Below are 20,292 nucleotides of genomic sequence, written 5' to 3'. Positions count from 1 at the left end.
ACAGCTGGTCACTATCGACCGTTTAAATAATGAAGTTGATGTTACGAAAATACCGGTTTATACTAACGCTATCCCTTTGGGTCGTAGCTTTTTCAGGCTATGCCCAAAAAAGTAGCAACAATTCTCATGAACTGCGTTTAGCCTCCGCTTTGGGCTCTAATATGGTATTGCAGCAGAATGAACCCATAACGATTTGGGGAGAAGCAAGGCCAGGCACAAAAATCCTGGCGCAATTGGACGATGAAAAAAGCAACACAACAGCCGATCAGCAAGGGAACTGGCGGGTAACTTTTAAGGCCAGAAAAGCATCCTTCGAGCCCATTTCTTTAAAAGTGAATGATCTGAACCTTCAGAACATCCTGATTGGTGAAGTATGGCTTTGCTCCGGGCAATCGAACATGAATTTTAAGTTGAAAGACATTGATACTTACGATTCAATTATTGACTGCACCGCAAATAATAAGCTTCGGATTCTACAACATACAAACATTCGGATTGTAGCAAAAAATGGCTATTCGGACGAAGAACTGGCAAGGTGTAATACACAAAACTTCTTTGATGCTGAATGGGTTGTAAGTGAAAAAGAAACTGTCGGTGAGGCTTCGGCGGTTGCCTGGTTATTTGGGCACGGCCTGCAGCATAAGTTAGATGTTCCGGTTGGGATTATACAAGTTGCTTTGGGAGGCTCAGCTCTTAACAACTGGATTCCACCCGGCGCCCTCCAAGCGAATCCTTCAACCAAATCGTTGTTCGCAACCGACTGGCTCGAAAATGAACAGGTAAAATTAGCCCATCGCGAGAGGGCACGCGATGCCTTTCAAAATGTATTAACCCCGGGCAAGCCCTATATGGCAGGGCAATTTCCTTATCGATGGTTGTGCGAACCGGGCTTTTTATTTGAGGCAGGAATCGCCCCTTTGCAACACCTCCCATTTCGTGGTGTACTTTGGTATCAGGGCGAATCGGATACCGATAATGCGGAAATGGTGGAAGCAGCAAAGGATCTATTCCCGTTGATGGTGAATGAATGGCGTGCCTATTTTAATCGGGGCGATTTCCCGTTTATTTATGTGCAATTACCAGGCTTTAAAAATGAACTGTGGCCCGAATTCAGAGAAATGCAAAAACAAGCACAACAAACCTTGGCAAATACGGCCATGGTTGTGAGTCTCGATTTGGGAGATCCGAAAAACATTCACCCCAAAGACAAACAACGAGTTGGCGAAAGAGCAGTGCACAACGCCTTAAAATATGTGTATGGCTTTAACGATCTTAGCGGCTCTCCAAAACCGGAAAACTGGGTGCAGGACAAAGATGAAATTACCCTCCGCTTTTCGGAATGTGGAGATGGGTTGCAATCAGCCACAGATACTATTTTCGGTTTTGAAGTCGCCGGTAAGAATGGCGATTTCAAGACGGCAAAAGCCTGCATCGCGTCAGAGAATACCTTGCGTATTTTGAGCCCGGTAAAAGAAGTTCAATGGTTACGATATGGCTGGATGCCATTTCCCAATCCGCCGCTTACATTGTACAACAGCGAGCTGTTGCCACTGGGTCCTTTTCGCATCAACCTAAACAACCAATTTTAATCGCATGAACAACATTCAAACTTTATATTGCTTTTTAACAACAGGCTTTTTGCTTACTACACCTGCCTGCGCGCAAAAACAAAAAGCAACTGACAATCAACCTAATATCGTTTTAATTGTGGCCGACGATCTGGGCTACTCCGATGTTGGTTACATGAACCAAAAGCCGGAAATCCGAACGCCCAACATCGATCAGCTGGCAAAAGGAGGAATGGTTTTTAGTGATGCCTATGCTGCTGCTCCGGTCTGTTCGCCAACCCGTGCCAGCCTGATGACAGGTAAATATCCGGCCACGCTAAAACTGACCTGCCACATACCGGGTGTGGGAATGAATGACTATTTGGAGAAACTTAGCAAAGGGAAAAAGTTGAAGGAAGCTTATTTTCTGGATCATTTGCCCGAAGAAGAAGTAACCTTGGCCGAAGTTTTAAAGGAGCAAGGGTACGCGACTGCGTATATTGGCAAATGGCATTTGGGTGGCGAAGGCTCCATCTATACCAAGGATGGAATTGTGAACGCGGCCTATCATCCCGACAAGCAAGGATTCGACCTCAACATTGGGGGCTGTGCATATGGCCAACCAAAAAGCTATTTCGACCCCTATAAAAACGGCACCATTAACGACCGGAAAGAGGGCGAATATTTAACAGACAGGCTTGGCGACGAAGCGGTGGCTTTTATCGAGCAAAACAAACAAAAGCCCTTTTTCCTGAACCTGGCAACTTACGTTGTGCACACTCCCCTGACAGCACCCGCCGAAAATGTGGGGAAATATCATGGCAATAAATACTTCGCGATGATTGAAAAGCTTGACCAAAATGTCGGAAAGGTTATCGACAAACTGGAAGAACTCGGATTGCTTGAAAATACCGTTGTATTTTTCTATTCCGACAACGGTGGGTTGTGGGGAAATCCACCCTTAAAAGGGATCAAAGGCACCTTGAACGAAGGGGGAATACGAGTTCCGTTAATTGTGAGCTGGCCGGGGAAAATTAAGCCGGGTAGCACCTGCGATGTGCCCGTAACCTCAGTCGATTTTTTCCCAACCTTGGTCGAGTTAGCCGGGATAGCCCCTTCGGATTACCCCCAACAGGAAGGTGAAAGCCTGCTTCCTTTAATTTCCTTGGAAAGCGGCTTCCCGGAACGGGCCATCTACTGGCATTTTCCACACCATCGCAAAGAAGGGCTATCCATGGGAGCAGCTATCCGCGAGGGCGACTGGAAACTGGTGAAAGAATTTGAAACGGACGAATTGTTCCTGTTCAACCTACGCGAAGACCTTGGCGAAGAAAACAACCTGAGCTTACAGGATCCGGACAAAGCAAATTACCTGTTGAACAAACTGGAAAAATGGCAAAAAACGGTTGATGCCGAAATGCCTGAAACAAACGAAAATTAGATCTGGAAATAACATAAAACAACTATCAAATGAACTTCCTAAAGAGATATTTTGTAATTGGTTTTTTACTGCTTTCGCTGTTGGCGTGTGGCCAGGAAGAAACAAAAACGGTTACTGCCGTTGATTTTAACTTGCAAGGCATTGGCCTGGAGCAAGACGTAATGCGCCGGGATCCCAGCGATATTATCAAAGTAGACGATTTGTATTACGTGTGGTATTCCAAAGGGAAAATATCTCCCGGGTACGATGCTACGGTTTGGTACGCTACCTCCAAAGATGGCAAGTCGTGGACCGAAAAAGGAATGGCATTGGCAAAAGGGAAGCCCGGAACCTGGGAGGGCGAAAGTGTTTTCACACCCAATATTCTTGTTGCTGAAGGCAAATACTGGTTATTCTATACCGGCGTTTCACGGAAGTTTAAACAGCCCTACAATCCCGATTCAAAAATTGGAATTGCTGTATCCGATTCGCCCGATGGCCCCTGGGAACGCCTGCCGAACAATCCGGCATTGAAGAATAGCGATAATCCGGAAGATTTTGACAGTCACCTGATTGATGATGCCTGCCTTATTGTGAAAGATGGAAAATACTGGTTTTATTACAAAGGACGCCAACAGGGAAAAAGTCCTGCGGAAACCAAAATGGGCGTAGCAATTGCCGACCATCCGCAGGGGCCCTATGTAAAACATGCTGAAAATCCGGTTATTCCGGGCAATCACGAAGTGGCGGTGTGGACACAAGGAAAAGGCGTGGCAGCCATGATTGGAACAACCGGACCCGATGACATTACCAATACCATACAGTATGCTGAAGATGGGATTCATTTTACCAAGATTTACGATTTGAAAAACAGCCCGACAGCCGCTGGTTTGTATCGCCCCGAAGCATTTACCGAAAGTGGTAAAGGGGAAATGCCCGAGTGGGGTGTTAAAATTGGCAAAGCCAACAGAGAGAAGGCTGAACTGCCTTTTATCCAGGGATTTGAATTGAAATTTTAAAAACAGTAAAACAAAACCATCATGTTTCATAAACTTCTATTGTTGTTCGTAGTAATCGCCTGCCTTTCATCTTGCACGAAACCGTTGGATAATTTCAAGCTGACTTCACCTGACGGTAAGCTTTCCCTTCAGATTGAACTGATCGATGCCAAACTGAACTACCGTTTAAACCGGGAGGGAAACCAACTGATCGGGAATTCCGAATTGGAACTATTTGCCAATGTGCCGATAAGGATTACCGCTGTCGCGGAGACCGAAAAAGATACGACATGGAACCCGGTTTGGGGACAGCACAGTAGCATTCGCGACCAGTTTAAGGAACTGACCTTGGATTTTGATTGTGAAGGGGTTGGTGGAAAAATATTGGCACGAATTTATAACGAGGGTGTCGCGTTTCGTTTCGTTGTCAACGAGGGCGAAAAACCCGTTGAAGCAACCTTTAAATGCGAATATGCATTGCCCGAGGGAAGCAACTATTTCACCCCCATGGGCGAAAGCGAACCTTTGGGGCCTGTTGACCTGAACGGCTTGAACGATGTGGTAAACCCCACGGATGGCAAACAAAGAAAAGTAAATGTTCCGCTGGTTGTCGAAATTCCCGATGGTTCTTTCGTTGCCTTGCTGGAGTCCGATTTATATGCAGCCACCGGTTTCGACGATATGAAGCTTGGGGTTAATCTTCCGGAAGGAAAAATTGAATCGGTCAGTCAAGTGGCGTTAAGTAATGAAAAACTGACCACTCCCTGGCGGGTAATTTTGGTCGGGAAAACCGCAGGCGACCTGGTTGTTAATACTGTTGCCATTAATTTGGCTACACCCTGCAAGCTGGAAAATACCGATTGGATTAAACCCGGAAAAACCCTTTGGGACTGGCGTGTTCACGGCTACACAGCTCCCGATGGTTTTGTGTATGGCATAAACACCGAGAGCTACAAGCGCTTTATCGACTTTGCTGCCGAAAAGGAGATTGACTATTTTCTGATTGACGACGCGTGGTACACACATGTTACCAAAGGACATTTCGAATTATCCGACAAACTGGATTTGCAGCAAGTAATTGATTATGCCGCTGAAAAAGAGGTTGATTTGATGTTGTATTACGACAGGCGACACGGCGAATATGGCGACGAGGAGCTTTTCCCGTACTACCAGTCGTTGGGAATGAAGGGCATCAAATATGGGTTCATGGGAAGCAATGTCGATTTTACCCGCGAAGCTATTCAACGAAGTGCACAAAGTAATTTATTGATCGATTTTCACGATGGCCCGGTACCATTTACCGGAATTTCGCGCACCTACCCCAATGCCATCACCCGCGAATATTGCCATGCTCAGCAAGATTCGCGCAGAGCTTTTACTCCTGAAACCTTCATTAAAATGGCCTTAATTAACGCGATTACCGGTCCGCTGGATATGAACAACGGAAATTTCGACCTGACCGGAATCAATGCCGGTTTGCGGGAAAAAGGCCCACGCGTAAAGAATTCCTATTTATCGACTGTAACTTCAGAAGTTGCCCGGACTCTGGTTATTTTCAGCGGATTGGTTTGTATACCTGATGCTCCGGAAGCTTATGCTGCCAAAGCCGACTTGTTCGAGTTTATCCAAAAAATGCCTGTTGGCAAATGGGACGAAAGCCGCGTACTGAATTCGAAAATCGGCGAGTACATTACCACTGCCCGCCGTCACAATCAGGAATGGTTCATCGGTAGTGTCTACAACCAGCAAGGTGGAACATTGGACATTAATCTTGATTTTCTGGAAGAAGGAAAAGAGTACGAGGTAAGCTATTACGAAGACACCAACGAAACCAACTGCAAAACCAATCCCGAAGCCTATCAGGTGCGGAAAGGATCGGCTAAAAAGGGTGATGTGATTACTGCAATTCTTGCACCCGGCGGTGGACATTGTATGTGGATCAGGCCTAAAACCAACGAGTAAAAATAGCTGCTGACTAAAAGCAACTAAAAACAAACCAATGAATAACCTAAGAAACAAAATTTGTTTGATGCTCTTGCTAACAGCATTCATGGCCTGTAGCAAAAGTGAATCAAACAATGAAATACAAGAATTGGAGAGTATTCCCGAGTTTATTGGAGTAGAACAATCGGCAGCAAAAGGGCTATTTTGTTTAAAGCAGCAGCAACTAATCCCCGATTCCAACGGAATAATTGCCGAAATAAAACTGCAGTTGCCCAAGTTTCAAAACGGCGTATATTACCGGCCTTTTTCCGAAAAACTGGCAGCCGGAAACCGGGTTGAACCGTTGTGGTTCAGCCAGATTTCCGACTTGCCCACCATGGTTCAGAAGAGTCCCCGAATGGATAACTCCCTGAACCTGGGCGCTTTTTTGATGCTTCAGGAAGACGATGGTCGATACCTGGCTTTGCTGCCTTTGGTTACGAACCACATCGGCAACACCTTCAGCATTCGCGACGAAAGCGTTTTTCTAACCATGGCCACTTATGGCACCAGAACCGAAGATGTTTCAGTCCCGCTGATAAGCTTTGCCCGTTCGGAAAATCCGTATGAAGCAGCCCGGATGGCCTGGGAGCTTGCCATGAATACGGAGGAGATCAACGAGAACATCAATTGGCGGGAAAATAAAACCTACCCCGAGGCTTTTCGATATCTGGGCTGGTGTTCGTGGGAGCATTACAAAAAAGACATCAGCGAAGAAATCATTCTGGATGCCATTAAAGGAATCAAGTCGAGCGCGATTCCGTTTCGTTGGGTATTAATCGATGATGGCTATTTGGATGCGAAGAAAAGTCAGTTGATGTCGTTTGGCGTTGATCCCCAAAAATTCCCGAATGGCTGGGATCCCATCATCAGTCAGAAAGATGAAAAGATAAAATGGATGGGGATCTGGCGCAATTTTAACGGCTATTGGGGTGGCATTTCGCCCTATCATACCATGTCGCATTTGCAGGATCACCTTGAAATGCGGGGCGAACGGTACATGCCCAAGATTTCAGCCGAAGCATCCAATGCCTTTTACCACGAAATGACGGCCAACACGAAAGACAATGGTTTCGACCTGATTAAAGTCGATTTCCAATCGGATAATTTCCGCTACAACACCGGTTCCGAAAATGCCATTCTGGGCGTTCATTACAACAATGCTGCTCTGGAAGAAAATTGTGTCAAACAAAATCTTCAGTTACTGAATTGCATTGCCATGCAGAATTTCAACGTGTTTAATCACAAGTACAGCGCGTTAATTCGTGGCAGTGTCGATTATAAAACCACCACCTACCGCTTGGATGTGACCCTGGTTCAAAATTTTTGCAATGCGTTGTGGCTGGGGCATACGCATTGGCTCGATCAGGATATGTTTTTCGCCAATCACAAAGAATCAGCCCGATTAATGGCAGTGGCCAGAGCAGTTTCCGGCGGTCCGGTTTATTTGTCGGACGAAGCTAACAACATCGATGATACCGTATTGAAGCCGGTGATATACAACGATGGCCGAATCCTGGGAACACTGGCTCCGGGCGTTCCACTGCCCGAAAGTTTGATGCAGGATCCCTTCTATGGAGGGAAAGCCTTTCGGATGATCGCCCCGCTTGAAAACAAATCAGCAGCAATTCTGGCGGTGAATTTAAATCAGGATGAAAAGCCGGTAAAATCAGCGATCCGCTTATCCGACTACCCGTTCGCCGGAGGAATGATGCAACCTTACGAAGGGCTGTGGAAGCTTCCGGAGGAAGGTGTTTTGCTGTATGATCAATATGCGGAAACAGCAATTGTTTTAACGGAGGAATATGCTTTTGACCTGGAATCGAGAAAAGAGCGCTTATTTCTGTTGAGCCCGATTCAGTTTGGTTGGTCGGTTATTGGGCGACCGGATAAATATCTGTCTGCGGCCGGAGTCAAACTGCTGGAAACCGATGAGAAAACGCTAAAAATAAAAATGATGGAAGATGGCCCCCTGATGATTTGGTCTGATGGCAAAGTTCCTGCTTCTGACAATTTTGAGTTTACACAACTTGAAAATGGTTTGTGGCGCGGCGAATTAAAACAAGCAACAGAGCATAAAGAATATATCATTTCTACCAGGTAGCTTTTGCCTGAAAACGCTTGATTTTCAACAACAATATATAAATGAGATTTTACCTCATAAATTTTAGCCAATGAAACAAAAAAAATTGTCCATAGCCGTTGGTGCTTTAGCAGTCTTATCAATAACGGCGAATTTTACAAAAAAGGCGGTTGCAGCCGACAAGCCTAACATCATCTACATCATGATGGATGAATGGGGCTATTTTGAATCGTCGGGAATGGGGCATCCCATTTTGCAGACACCAAATATCGACAAGCTGGCCTCCGAAGGAATGCGATTTACGCAGTTTCTGGCAGGAGGAAATGTTTGTGCTCCAACTCGAAGCACACTCCTTACCGGTCAGCATACGGGACATACCACAGTAAGATCGAATGGTGGAGGATTGGCCCTTTGTCCGAACGATATCACCATAGCAAAAATACTGAAAGATGCGGGTTATGCCACCGGTGGCTTTGGCAAATGGGGTTTAGGTGATGTGGGTACAACCGGGGTGCCCGAGAAACATGGCTTTGACACATTTTACGGCTACTACCACCAGGTTCACGCACATACGTACTATCCCAAATACCTGATTCACAACAGTAAAAAAGTTCCATTAAAAGGAAACACGGGCGATTTTCTCTCAGGCGAGACTTTTTCTCACGGCTTAATACATGCTGAAGGACTGGACTTTATTCGCGAAAACAAAGATCACCCATTCTTTGCCTACCTGTCGTGGACTCCGCCTCATGGTTACTGGGCCATGCCCGATGACGATCCAGCCTGGCAGAAATATAAGGATAAGCAGTGGGATGCCACAAACCAAAAAGGCGAATACGATGCGCAAATGTATGCCGCCATGGTAGAAATGGTCGATCGGCAGATTGGCGAAATTATGGCGTTGCTAAAGGAGCTTGACATTGATGAGAATACAATCGTGTTTGTATCCGGTGACAATGGCGGACAAGCTTATTTTAAGAACAGCCAACATCCACACGGTTTTTTCGCTCCCAATCTGGATCCACACACCGGAAAACGCTTTCGGGGCGGAAAAGGTAATTTTCACGAAGGTGGGCTTCGGATTCCCTTCATGGTCAGATGGCCCGAAAAAATAGAGCAAGGTGCAGTTTCTGACCATTTGGGTTACTTTCCGGATATTATGCCAACACTGGCCGAACTGGCTGGCGTGAAAACTCCCTCAAGCTCGGATGGCATTTCGATTTTGCCCACCTTGCTTGGTAAAAATCAAACGGCACAGCACAAGTATTTGTACTGGGAAGACCCCAAAAGTATTGCTGTGCGCATGGGAAACTGGAAAGCGATCCGACCTCAAAAAAATGCCTCATTTGAGCTGTATGATTTAAGCAACGATATTGTAGAGCTCAAAAATGTGGCCGATCAACATCCTGAAATTCTTGAAAAAATGATGCTCTATGCAAAAGAAGCACATACTCCCCCATGCAAAGGCAACGTATTGGATGCCTCGGTGGGTTTCAAGGGGCATCTGGAAGATTAGTGATTCAACGATTAATTAAACCTAACAAATATCAAAAATGAAGTCAATCTTTTACAAAATAGGATTCTCACTTGTCATCGGGTTATTGGTGGCTTGCTCCAATTCTGAAGAGACGATAAACGAGCAGCCGTTAAAAATCTGGTTCGAACAACCCACAGCGAACTGGAACGAAGGTTTGCCCGTGGGGAACGGTAGTTTGGGTGCCATGATATACGGAACACCGGCCAAAGAAATTATTTGCCTGAACGAAGAAACCATTTGGACTGGCGAGAAAACAGATGACCGCGACAATGAAAAAGCTGGGCCTGAAGTACTCAAAACGATTCAAAAAATGATCTTCGAGGGGAAATACATGGAAGCCGAAGAATACCTGACCGAAAATTTGCTGGCCGAACGCTTACCTTCAGGAACCATGACCAATCAGATGTTGGCCAATTTCTTCGTTGAACGCCAAGGCATGGATAGTGTGAGTAACTTCCGTCGTGAACTGAATTTAAACACTGCCGTGCAAACGACTCAATTTGAGAAGGATGGCATCACCTACAACAGGGAGTTCTTTTCAAGCTTTCCGGCTAAAGCCATGGTTATTAAATATTCGGCCGACAGAAAGAAATCAATCAGCTTATCGGCCTGGATTGAACGTACTGAAAACACGAACATCGAGCTGACTGACAACAGCATTCATATCTCCGAACATGTGGGAAATGGTGTGGGCGTTAAGTTTTATTCAACCATTCATTTTGAAACCAAAGGTGGAACAACGAACGTTGTGGATGGAAAATTGGTTATTGCCGATGCTGATGAACTGATTCTTCGCATTGTGGCCGCCAGCGATTATCGGGGAGAGAATCCGAAGGAACTGTGTGAGAACAATTTGAAAAACGCGTTAGCCAAAAACTACAACGCATTGTACAAAGAGCACACGGCAGATTATCGTTCCTTGTTTAAACGACTGGATTTCCAGATTTCGGAAAGCGATGGCGAAGATTTGCCGACCGACAAAAGACTTGAAACGGTAAAAAAAGGAACTGTTGATAATTACCTTACGCAGGTGCAATATCAATTTGGCAGGTATTTGCTCATCAGCAGTTCGCGACCGGGAACCATGCCGGCCAATTTGCAAGGAATCTGGGTCGATGGGTTTAATCCGCCATGGAACTCGGATTACCACATCAACATTAACATCCAGATGAACTATTGGCTGGCCGAAATGACCAACCTGGCCGAATGCCACGAACCCTTTTTGAAGTTCATTGGCGATCTGCGCGAAATGGGCCGGATCACAGCCAGCGAAACCTATGGATGCCGGGGTTTTGTAGCCCATCACACCAGCGACGCCTGGCTTTCAACGGCTGCTTTCGGAAAAGCCCGGTATGGTATGTGGCCCATGGGAGCAGCCTGGTGTTGTCAACACCTTTTCACGCACTACGAGTATACCGGTGACAAAAAATATCTGGCCGATCAGGCCTATCCAATTATGAAAGAAGCGGCGCAGTTTTTTGTCGATTTCATGATTATCGACCCGAAAACAGGCATGCTGGTTACTTCGCCTTCGGTATCGCCCGAAAACAATTTTAATACTGCCCAAAAAGAATTCGCTACCGTATCCTATGGTTGCACCATGGATCGGGCCATCATTCTCGAATTGTATCGCAATTGTATCGCATCAGCTGAAATACTGGGAATTGACAAAGCGTTCAGCGACACCCTGAAAAGCCAGCTCGAAAACATTCCTCCGCTTCAGATCGGTAGCGATGGCCGCTTAATGGAATGGATGGAAGAATTTGAGGAGCCATCTCCCGGGCACCGGCACATTTCGCACTTGTATGCCTTGCACCCGTCGAATCAAATCTCGAAAGAGAGCACGCCGGAATTGTTCGATGCTGCCAAAAAAACCATCGAATATCGACTGGCCAATGGCGGTGGGCATACCGGCTGGAGTCGTGCCTGGATTATCAACTTTTGGGCACGCTTGCTGGAGCCTGAAAAAGCGCATGAAAACATCATCGCGTTGCAGCAAAAATCAACCTTGCCCAATCTGCTCGATGTGCACCCTCCTTTCCAGATTGACGGAAATTTTGGAGTGGTTTCGGGCATTACCGAAATGCTGATGCAAAGTCACGATGGGAAGATCAACCTGCTGCCTGCACTTCCGGCTGCCTGGCCAAATGGAAGCATTAAAGGACTTAGGGCACGTGGTGGTTTTGAAGTGGATATTGACTGGAAAAACGGAGCGCTGGAACAGGCAACTATCCGGGCGATCAGGGATGGCGAATTCAGAGTCTATTCCAATGAACGTCTTAGCGAAGTGATTGCCTTAAAGAAAGGCGAAACAATGGTTTGGAAATAGAAACAAATAAAAATGATCATGGTGATTAAATGGCCTCAACATATAGTCCGATGTTTGGTTCTGTTTTCGGGAGTGATATTGTCAGCTTTCGCGAATGCCCAGGAGCTAAAAGTTCTGAACTTTTATGGCGACAATGGCTTTGTGCATGACTCTAAAAAAAACGGCATTGCTTTGATCGAAGAACTGGGACAAAAGAATACCTGGGAAATTGTTTCAAGTGATGATCCAACAATTCTTTCACCCGGCAAACTACTGACTTTTGATGTGGTGCTATTCAACAACAATTGTGGAAATAAAGGCCCAATTATGAATACGGATCAGCACCGGGCCTTGCAACAATATATCCGAAACGGTGGTGGCTTTGTCGGAATTCATTGTGCTGGTGCCATTTGGGAAGAAGGTGGGGCATTTCAACAATGGTACGAAGGATTAATTGGTACGCGCTTAATCAACCATCCCAAGGTTCAGGAAGCCAAGCTTATTGTTGAAGACCGTTCGCATTGCTGCACCGCTCACCTGCCTGAAGTGTGGACGATTACCGATGAATGGCATCGGTTTTCCATCAATCCCCGAGAAAATGTGCATGTACTGATCTCAGTCGATGAAGACTCGTACGAAGGGGAACAAAAAATGGGTGGCGACCATCCTTTTACCTGGGTTCAGCACTACGATGGTGGCCGTTCGTTTTTCACATCACTGGGGCATACCAATGAAATTTATGCCAATCCCGATTACCAAAAGATGCTTGAACAAGGTATTTTATGGGCTGCAGGCTGCACCGGCGAGCGCAGCGAACTTCCTGTAAATAAAGGCATATTAGTAGATTTGGATGCCGACCACGGCATTCATTTAGAAGACGGAGATAAAATTGCTTCGTGGACAAATAAGGTAGAAAATAGCGCGGCAAAACTATTTGTCAAGCAAGATGAAGGTCGAAAAGAAAAAGGTTCGGGAAGGCCGCGTTTACAATTGAACGGACCAAAATTGAACGGACACAATTCGGTGGTCTTTCACCGGCAGGAATTGCTGAACCACAACGAAGATGCATTCGACCATTTAATTACAGGCAGTGGCTATACCTGGCTGGCCGTTATGTCGACCTACGAGCAGGTGCCCGGCAAGCCCGGAGTAAATTCGTTTTTTGGCAACCTGCGAAATACAAATACTGATAAGCTGGGACAATACGAAGGCTTTTGGGCCGGATTGAGTGATAGCAGTCAGGTTTGGATGGGCTCAAGAAACGCGCTAGAAAAAGGATTATGGAACGAGAATAACCCGCATGTATTGAATCCTCAACCTTTGAAAACAGCAACATACTATTTGGTAATGGGAAGAATGGGAGCTGGCACAGATACGGTAGATATCGAACTATTTGTCAATTCAACCTCACCGGTCGCCACAAAAAAGTTTCCGGTAAATAAAAATGCCAATCCATCAAAATTAGCAATTGGTCAGGAACGAGATGCGACCAACCATCCCGGAGCAGAATCATTTGATGGCGAAATAGCCCGTTTCCTCATTTTCGAACGACCATTGTCGGATGAGGAATTATGCGAAATGCAAAAATATCTGGTGGAGATATATGGTATTGAAGTAAACTAAATAGAACAATGAATCGTGAAACGACCATGACAAAAAGAGTTTTAACACAAAAAATAATGACTGAATGTTTGGGTCTTGGGTCTTGTGTCTTGGTTCTAATTTCTTAAATAATGAAAAAGCTACTACCGATAATCTCAATCGTTTTTATTTCAGCACAAGCAAACGCACAATTTATCCTGCGCTACGATAAGCCTGCCAGCGAATTTACATCGGAGCAGAGGAAAAATCCCAATAAATTGGGTTACATGCAAGAGGCTTTGAAGTGGATCCGGATTGGAAAAACATTAATTAAATGAAAATAAACCTTCTGATTATGTCTGTTACTTCTACATACAAACGTGATTACACGAAAGCCTTTTTTCTTTTGGTAGGTATGATTATCCCATTTATAGGCTTCAGCCAAAAAGAAACGGCCGATTCAATAAAGGTGTTCTTTTTGGGTGGGCAGTCGAATATGGTTGGCAGGGGTTTGAATGAAGATTTACCTGAATCATTCAATAAGCCCTTTTCAAACGTGTGGATTTTTACCGGTAATTCAACTGGCGGCAAGTCTGAAAACGGAGGAGCGGGAAAATGGGAGCAGCTGCAGCCGGGTCACGGCGCCGGATTTAAATCAGATGGCTCCACAAATTCTCATTCAACTAAATTTGGAGTTGAACTGTCTTTTGCCCAAAAACTACAAAAGCTTTATCCCAACGAAAAAATTGCGCTCGTAAAATATGCTTGTGGAGGCACATCCATCGATACCATGGCAAACCGTAAATCTGGTTACTGGGAGCCCGACTATAGTGGAAAGCAAGGAGTAAATCATTACGAAAACTTTCTAAAAACAATAAACAATGCATTCGATGTAAGCGACATTAATGGCGATGGAAACAACGATGTTCTCATTCCTTCGGGCATTATTTGGATGCAAGGCGAAAGCGATGGCAATGATGAAAAAGTAGCTTCTCGCTATTATGCGAATCTGAAAAGATTAATGGATTTAATGAGAGCCACATTTCGTAACAACGATTTACCTGTTGTGATTGGGAAAATATCGGATTCGGAGAATGATGAGGATGGTAAAGTTTGGGATTATGGAGAACTGGTGCAATATGCGCAGGAAAAGTATGCAAAAACAGAGCGTAACGCCGCCATTGTCAGGAGCACCAAATTTTATACGTACTCAGATCCCTGGCATTACGATAGCAATGGGTATATCGACTTGGGCGAGAAATTCGCTGAAGCAATTTTCCATTTGAATAAAACAGACATAAATAGATGAGCAAAAGAAAGTTAACACCAACACTCGCAGCCATATTCGTACTCTTTTTGGGTATAAATTGCACTGCCGATGATGATGCGCGAAAGCCCAATTTCGTTATCATTTTCACCGACGACCAGGGCTACCAGGATTTGGGATGTTTTGGCTCGCCAGACATTCAATCGCCCAGGCTCGACAAAATGGCTGCTGAAGGAATAAAGCTGACCAGTTTTTATGTAGCGGCTCCACTCTGCACACCTTCACGTGCGGCATTAATGACTGGTTCCTATCCTTCGCGTATTGATATGGCTGAAGGTGTAAACTTCCCGGTTTTGTTGGATGCCGACCCCAAAGGTCTCAATCCCAATGAGATTATCATTGCCGAAGTTTTAAAATCAGCAGGCTATAAAACAGGTATGTTTGGAAAATGGCATTTGGGCGATCAACCGGAATTTCTTCCAACCCGCCAGGGATTCGATGAGTTTTTCGGCCTTCCGTACAGCTACGACATTAGTCCTTTTCATCAAAATAAGAACTATAATTTTCCCCCTTTACCACTGCTTGAAATGGAAACGGTGATTGAGGAAAATCCGGATTGCGACTACCTCACCAGGCAAATAACAGAGCGGTCGGTTCGCTTTATTGAAGAAAATAAGGATCAGCCATTCTTTTTATACATCCCCCACCCCGACCCTCACCGGCCTATTTATGTATCGCCCGATTTCATTGCCGATGCACCGGATTCGATAAAAGATCGCCTAAAAAAAGAGGATGGTTATATTGATTATGCTGCACGAGACCTTCTCTACAAATATGCCATCAACGAAATCGACTGGTCGGTTGGCCAAGTGCTTGATGCCTTAAAGGAAAATGGAATCGATGAAAATACACTGGTGATTTTCACGTCAGACAATGGCCCAACAACAGGAAGTGCCACCCCCTTAAGAGGCAAAAAAGGAAGTACTTATGAGGGAGGAATGCGAGAACCGGCAATTATCCGCTGGCCGGGGAAAATTCGGGGAGGGCAAGTGAATGATGAGTTGCTGACGGCGATGGATCTTTTACCAACTTTTGCAAAACTGGCCGGTGCCAAAATCCCTGATGACCGCGTGATTGATGGTAAAGATATCTGGCCGGTGCTGACCGGAGCTGAGAAAAGTCCGCACAAAGCATTTTTCTATCACCAACGCCGCGAACTGAAGGCAGTGCGTTCGGGCAAATGGAAATTGCATGTCGATGGGAACAAGCCGGTGGCTTTGTACAACTTGGAAAAGGATATTTCAGAATCAACCAATGTTATTGAGGGGAACCAGACAATTGTTGATCAACTTCAATCTTATATCAAAGATTTTCAGGAAGATATAAAAACCAACATTCGCCCGGCGGCATACATGGAAAACCCAAAACCGCTCAGCAAAACCAAAACCAAATTGTAGACTGATAAACGATTAAAAACAAACTATTTAAACCATACCTTTTTAAAGTCTTCCCTTCGGGGAAGGCTTGGAGGGGCAAAACGTTAAAACTATGAAACAGCTGAGATTTATATACCCGTTTGCAGTGCTAATGATTATTGCTGTAATTTCAAATGCTCAGCAACAGAGCACCGATTGGCCGGTACTAAAAACCTACGATCAGGAACATATTCAAAAAATTAAAATGCCTGTTGGAGGGATTGGAACAGGAACAATTTCGCTAACGGGCCGTGGCTCTTTAGAGGATTGGGAAATTATGAATCGCCCCGCCAAAGGCTTTAATCCTACCTTGGAAAATTGGGGGCCTGTAAAAGAAAAAGGGCCTTTCTTTGCTATTTTTATTGAGGATGGTGACGGACATACCTATACCCGTTTGTTGGAAGGTTTACCTGATGAGTCAGAGTATGAATCATCTAATGGAGCACTTGCCAATCAGATTGGCCTTCCGCGTTTTGGTCATACCGAATTTAAAGCGGCTTACCCTTTTGGCCAAGCGGTCTTAAGTGACGATGTGCTTCCTGTTGAGGTGGTTGTTGGCGCATTTAACCCGCTGATCCCCGGCGACGTGGATAATAGCAGTATTCCTTTGGCCATTCTTAATTACACTGTAAAAAACACCAGCTCAAAAGACATTACGATTTCGTTATCAGGTACCATTCAGAACTTTATTGGTTTTGATGGCAACCGAGGTCAGGCCATTAAGAATATAAATACCATCCGTGAAGAAGATGGGCTAAAAGGCATTCATTACACTTCTAATGGTGTTGATCCCGAAAGCGAACAATGGGGCACAATGAGTTTAGTTTCTTTAAATGAAGGTCAAACGACCTACCGTACCGCTTGGCAAAAGAAAACCGGTCGTTGGGATAAAAAGCGTCTTGACTTTTGGGATGATTTTAGCGAAGATGGTGTTTTGGAGCCACGTGAGAATGACGAAGCCAATGCGCCAATGGGCTCTATGGCAGTGAAAACAAGCTTAAAGGCTGGTGAAGAAAAGAACTTTCGCTTTCTAATCGCGTGGCACTTCCCTAACCGCCAAACCTGGGACAAACCAGGCTTTCAGAAAATGATTAAAGCGACAGTTGGAAACTATTATACGACAAAGTATGATGATTCCTGGGATGTGATTACTAAAACCCTTCCTCAGATTGATGTCTTGGAAGATAAAACTAAAGTGTTTGTCAATTCCTTAATAAATAGCGACCTACCCGAAGAGGTGAAAGAATCTGCATTGTTTAACCTGGCCCATTTACGTACACAGTTAGCGTTCCGTATTAAAACCGGACAGATGCTCGGATGGGAAGGTACTTTTGATGATAGGGGGAGTTGCTTTGGGTCGTGTACGCACGTTTGGAATTACGAGCAAACCACCGCCTTTTTATTTGGTGAATTGGCCAAAACGATGCGCGAGGTGGAGTATAAATATGCCACCGACGACGAAGGCCTAATGAGTTTCAGAGCGTATTTACCTTTAGATTCGGCGCGAGTTTGGGGCAAAGCCGCTGCCGATGGGCAGATGGGTTGTGTAATGAAGTTCTACCGCGACTGGCAACTTTCGGGTGATGATGAATTTCTAAAAGAACATTGGCCAAAGGTGAAAAAGTCACTGGAGTTTTGCTGGATTCCCGGTGGATGGGATGCCGATAAAAATGGCGTGATGGAAGGTTCGCAGCACAACACCATGGACGTGGAATATTTTGGACCCAACCCACAAATGGGCTTTTGGTATCTGGGCGCGTTGAAAGCATCGTCCGAAATGGCGAATTACTTAGGTGATAAGAAATTTGCAACTACCTGCGACCAACTTCTTACACAAGGTTCAGCATGGATGGACGCTAACTTGTTTAATGGAGAGTATTATGTGCAGCACATTCAGCCACCCATGTCTGTTGATAATGTGGCTGCTTCTCTTATGGGCGCAACAGGCAAAGATGGCATAGATCTTACATCACCCGATTATCAATTAGGTGAAGGTGTATTGGTCGATCAACTCGTAGGGCAGGTATTTGCACACCTTGTTGGGCTGGGATATTTAGCGAATGAGGACAACATTAAGCAAACGACGGCTTCTATAATGAAGTACAACTATGTGGATAAGATGTATTCTCATGCTAACTTTCATCGTTCATATGCCATGGGTGAAGAGTCTGCTTTATTGATGGCTGCCTATCCGGGTGAACGTCCCGAAAAACCCTTTCCCTATTTTACCGAAGTAATGACGGGTTTCGAATACACAGCCGCCATTGGTATGTTGCAAGAGGGGCAGACAGCAGACGGATTAAAATGTATCCGCAACATTCGCGACCGTTACGATGGTAAAAAGCGCAGTCCTTTTGACGAGGCGGAATGTGGCCACCACTATTCGCGCAGCATGATCGCATGGGCAGGCGTATTGGCAAGCACAAAATTCCATTACTCTGCAGTGGAAAAATCCATGTCGTTTACCTCAGCGCCCGGAAAATACTTCTGGAGCAATGGCTACAGTTGGGGAACTTGCGAAGTAAAAAATAAGGAAGCCGTTTTAACCGTACTTTCAGGCAAACTGGAATTGAATAGCTTTTCACTTGAAGGGGTGGGGACTAAAAAATTGAATGGCAATACGATTCAAGCATCAGAAGCTGTAACGATTAAGTTGTAACAATCAAAAAAGTGAAGCGATGAGAGGAAAACTACTTTATGGAATAGGAATTTGGGTAATGCTTCCGTTTTTACAAATGAAGGTTGCCGAGTCAAAACCCTTGAATTATCTGATTATTCTGGGCGACGACATCAGTTCTTCAAGTTTGGGTTGCTACGGTTCAGTCAATCTGAATACTTCACCCAACATTGATAAACTGGCGGAAGAAGGAATCCGTTTTACCAATATGTTTGTTTCTGAGGCAGTTTGTGCCCCCACGCGTGCCGAATTGTACACCGGTCTTCAGCCGCACCGAAATGGATGCAAAAGCAACCACATGAACACAAAAACGGGGACATTGAGCATTGTTCAGCATTTGGAAAAACTCGGTTACCGGGTTGGATTAACCGGTAAAAGGCATTTTTCGCCTACCTCCGTCTATCCTTTTGAGAAGGTGGCCGGATTCGAGGAAAATTGCAATTCACGGGCGCCAATTGCCGAATCGTGGGAAGGCGTTGAGGAATTTATAACCCGCGACCCCAACCAGCCTTTTTGCCTGATTATTTGCTCCATCCACGCGCATGCGCCCTGGGATGCCGGCAATACGTCGCTCTGGAATCAGGATGAAATACAATTGCCGCCTCACATGGTGGATACCGATACTACCAGACATTATTTTCGCGAGCATCTGGCTGAAGTTCGTCTGTTCGACGAACAGGTTGGCAAAGCCCGTGCAATGATGCAAAAACTGGCCCTCAATAAAAATACTGCGCTGATTGTTTTGGACGAAAACGGTACAGGAATGCCCGGCGGAAAGTGGTCGAATTACGACTGGGGTGTTCGCTCGGCCTGTATTATGAAGTGGCCGAAACCTTATAGCAGAGCATTCCAGACCAATGCTCTTGCCCAATATTGCGATATTGTTCCCACATTAATTGAAGCTGCCGGTGGCGATCTTCCCGATGGGCTGGACGGAAAAAGTTTGCTGCCGCTTATTTCTGGTAAAACCACAAAACATCGCGATCATGCATTCTTTGTTTACAACAACGGCAAGGAAGGAACTGATTTTGCATCGCGAGCTGTAACTGATGGGCGATTTAAGTTAATGTGGAACCTGACACCTGACAATCTCTTCGCGATACGGGTAATCAATGGCTTCGATTTTGGTTACGTCGATAAAATGGAAGATCGGCATGTACGTAAAATATACGAAAGCTGGCTCGAGAAGGCAAAAACGGATACCAATGCGAAAAATATGGTACTGCGTTTTCGGAAACAACCCGAATTTCAGCTTTACGATTTGAAAACAGATCCCTGGGAAATGAATAACCTGGCTGAGAACCCGGAATATGCTGTTCGTCTGACAGAACTTAAGCAAGCATTAAAAAGATGGATGCACCAACAGGGAGATATGGAATTTACTGGTAAAAGCTCAAATTAAACCTTGAAAAAAGT

At 45.2% G+C, this 20,292-nt stretch carries 13 protein-coding genes; all 13 read left to right on the top strand.

The window, feature by feature from the left end:
- Nucleotides 1–38: 38 nt before the first annotated feature.
- The 13 genes from ABZD21_RS09590 to ABZD21_RS09530 all read left to right on the top strand — a co-directional run bounded on the left by ABZD21_RS09590 (nucleotide 39) and on the right by ABZD21_RS09530 (nucleotide 20,278).
- Nucleotides 39–1,589 (top strand): sialate O-acetylesterase, encoded by a 1,551-nt coding sequence (locus ABZD21_RS09590; RefSeq protein WP_372774753.1) that lies wholly within the window; start codon nucleotides 39–41, stop codon nucleotides 1,587–1,589.
- A gap of 4 nt (nucleotides 1,590–1,593) precedes the next feature.
- Nucleotides 1,594–2,988, top strand: coding sequence for a sulfatase (locus ABZD21_RS09585; protein ID WP_372774752.1), 1,395 nt, complete (start codon nucleotides 1,594–1,596; stop codon nucleotides 2,986–2,988).
- Between the two features lie 29 nt (nucleotides 2,989–3,017).
- Nucleotides 3,018–3,986 (top strand): family 43 glycosylhydrolase, encoded by a 969-nt coding sequence (locus tag ABZD21_RS09580; RefSeq protein ID WP_372774750.1) that lies wholly within the window; start codon nucleotides 3,018–3,020, stop codon nucleotides 3,984–3,986.
- Between the two features lie 21 nt (nucleotides 3,987–4,007).
- Nucleotides 4,008–5,927, top strand: a complete 1,920-nt coding sequence (locus ABZD21_RS09575; protein WP_372774748.1) for a glycoside hydrolase family 97 catalytic domain-containing protein — start codon at nucleotides 4,008–4,010, stop codon at nucleotides 5,925–5,927.
- A 37-nt stretch (nucleotides 5,928–5,964) separates the two neighbouring features.
- A complete protein-coding gene (locus tag ABZD21_RS09570) occupies nucleotides 5,965–8,052 on the top strand; it encodes a Sip1-related alpha-galactosidase (protein WP_372774746.1) in 2,088 nt (695 codons plus the stop codon).
- Nucleotides 8,053–8,122: 70 nt separating this feature from the next.
- Nucleotides 8,123–9,547 carry an arylsulfatase gene (locus ABZD21_RS09565; RefSeq protein WP_372774745.1) on the top strand — a complete coding sequence of 475 codons (1,425 nt, stop codon included), beginning with the start codon at nucleotides 8,123–8,125 and terminating at the stop codon, nucleotides 9,545–9,547.
- A gap of 37 nt (nucleotides 9,548–9,584) precedes the next feature.
- A complete protein-coding gene (locus ABZD21_RS09560) occupies nucleotides 9,585–11,897 on the top strand; it encodes a glycoside hydrolase N-terminal domain-containing protein (protein WP_372774743.1) in 2,313 nt (770 codons plus the stop codon).
- Between the two features lie 12 nt (nucleotides 11,898–11,909).
- Nucleotides 11,910–13,499, top strand: coding sequence for a ThuA domain-containing protein (locus ABZD21_RS09555; RefSeq protein ID WP_372774741.1), 1,590 nt, complete (start codon nucleotides 11,910–11,912; stop codon nucleotides 13,497–13,499).
- A gap of 110 nt (nucleotides 13,500–13,609) precedes the next feature.
- A complete protein-coding gene (locus ABZD21_RS09550; RefSeq protein WP_372774740.1) occupies nucleotides 13,610–13,795 on the top strand; it encodes a hypothetical protein in 186 nt (61 codons plus the stop codon).
- Nucleotides 13,792–14,766 (top strand): sialate O-acetylesterase, encoded by a 975-nt coding sequence (locus ABZD21_RS09545; RefSeq protein WP_372774738.1) that lies wholly within the window; start codon nucleotides 13,792–13,794, stop codon nucleotides 14,764–14,766. The genes ABZD21_RS09550 and ABZD21_RS09545 overlap by 4 nt, the downstream gene beginning before the upstream one ends.
- Entirely contained in the window at nucleotides 14,763–16,181 is a 1,419-nt protein-coding gene (locus ABZD21_RS09540) for a sulfatase (protein ID WP_372774736.1), read from the top strand. The genes ABZD21_RS09545 and ABZD21_RS09540 overlap by 4 nt, the downstream gene beginning before the upstream one ends.
- A 91-nt stretch (nucleotides 16,182–16,272) precedes the next feature.
- Nucleotides 16,273–18,858 (top strand): GH116 family glycosyl-hydrolase, encoded by a 2,586-nt coding sequence (locus tag ABZD21_RS09535; protein WP_372774734.1) that lies wholly within the window; start codon nucleotides 16,273–16,275, stop codon nucleotides 18,856–18,858.
- A gap of 19 nt (nucleotides 18,859–18,877) precedes the next feature.
- A complete protein-coding gene (locus tag ABZD21_RS09530; protein WP_372774732.1) occupies nucleotides 18,878–20,278 on the top strand; it encodes a sulfatase in 1,401 nt (466 codons plus the stop codon).
- The last annotated feature ends 14 nt before the right edge of the window (nucleotides 20,279–20,292 follow it).

It is taken from the genome of Mangrovibacterium sp. (genome assembly GCF_041596335.1).
Taxonomy (GTDB): Bacteria; Bacteroidota; Bacteroidia; order Bacteroidales; family Prolixibacteraceae; genus Mangrovibacterium.
This window is presented reverse-complemented; position numbering and strand designations above follow the sequence as displayed.

Coding starts and splice junctions, on each gene's coding strand:
- ABZD21_RS09590 (WP_372774753.1), top strand. CDS start 39: ATGTTACGAAAATACCGGTTTATACTAACGCTATCCCTTTGGGTCGTA.
- ABZD21_RS09585 (WP_372774752.1), top strand. CDS start 1,594: ATGAACAACATTCAAACTTTATATTGCTTTTTAACAACAGGCTTTTTG.
- ABZD21_RS09580 (WP_372774750.1), top strand. CDS start 3,018: ATGAACTTCCTAAAGAGATATTTTGTAATTGGTTTTTTACTGCTTTCG.
- ABZD21_RS09575 (WP_372774748.1), top strand. CDS start 4,008: ATGTTTCATAAACTTCTATTGTTGTTCGTAGTAATCGCCTGCCTTTCA.
- ABZD21_RS09570 (WP_372774746.1), top strand. CDS start 5,965: ATGAATAACCTAAGAAACAAAATTTGTTTGATGCTCTTGCTAACAGCA.
- ABZD21_RS09565 (WP_372774745.1), top strand. CDS start 8,123: ATGAAACAAAAAAAATTGTCCATAGCCGTTGGTGCTTTAGCAGTCTTA.
- ABZD21_RS09560 (WP_372774743.1), top strand. CDS start 9,585: ATGAAGTCAATCTTTTACAAAATAGGATTCTCACTTGTCATCGGGTTA.
- ABZD21_RS09555 (WP_372774741.1), top strand. CDS start 11,910: ATGATCATGGTGATTAAATGGCCTCAACATATAGTCCGATGTTTGGTT.
- ABZD21_RS09550 (WP_372774740.1), top strand. CDS start 13,610: ATGAAAAAGCTACTACCGATAATCTCAATCGTTTTTATTTCAGCACAA.
- ABZD21_RS09545 (WP_372774738.1), top strand. CDS start 13,792: ATGAAAATAAACCTTCTGATTATGTCTGTTACTTCTACATACAAACGT.
- ABZD21_RS09540 (WP_372774736.1), top strand. CDS start 14,763: ATGAGCAAAAGAAAGTTAACACCAACACTCGCAGCCATATTCGTACTC.
- ABZD21_RS09535 (WP_372774734.1), top strand. CDS start 16,273: ATGAAACAGCTGAGATTTATATACCCGTTTGCAGTGCTAATGATTATT.
- ABZD21_RS09530 (WP_372774732.1), top strand. CDS start 18,878: ATGAGAGGAAAACTACTTTATGGAATAGGAATTTGGGTAATGCTTCCG.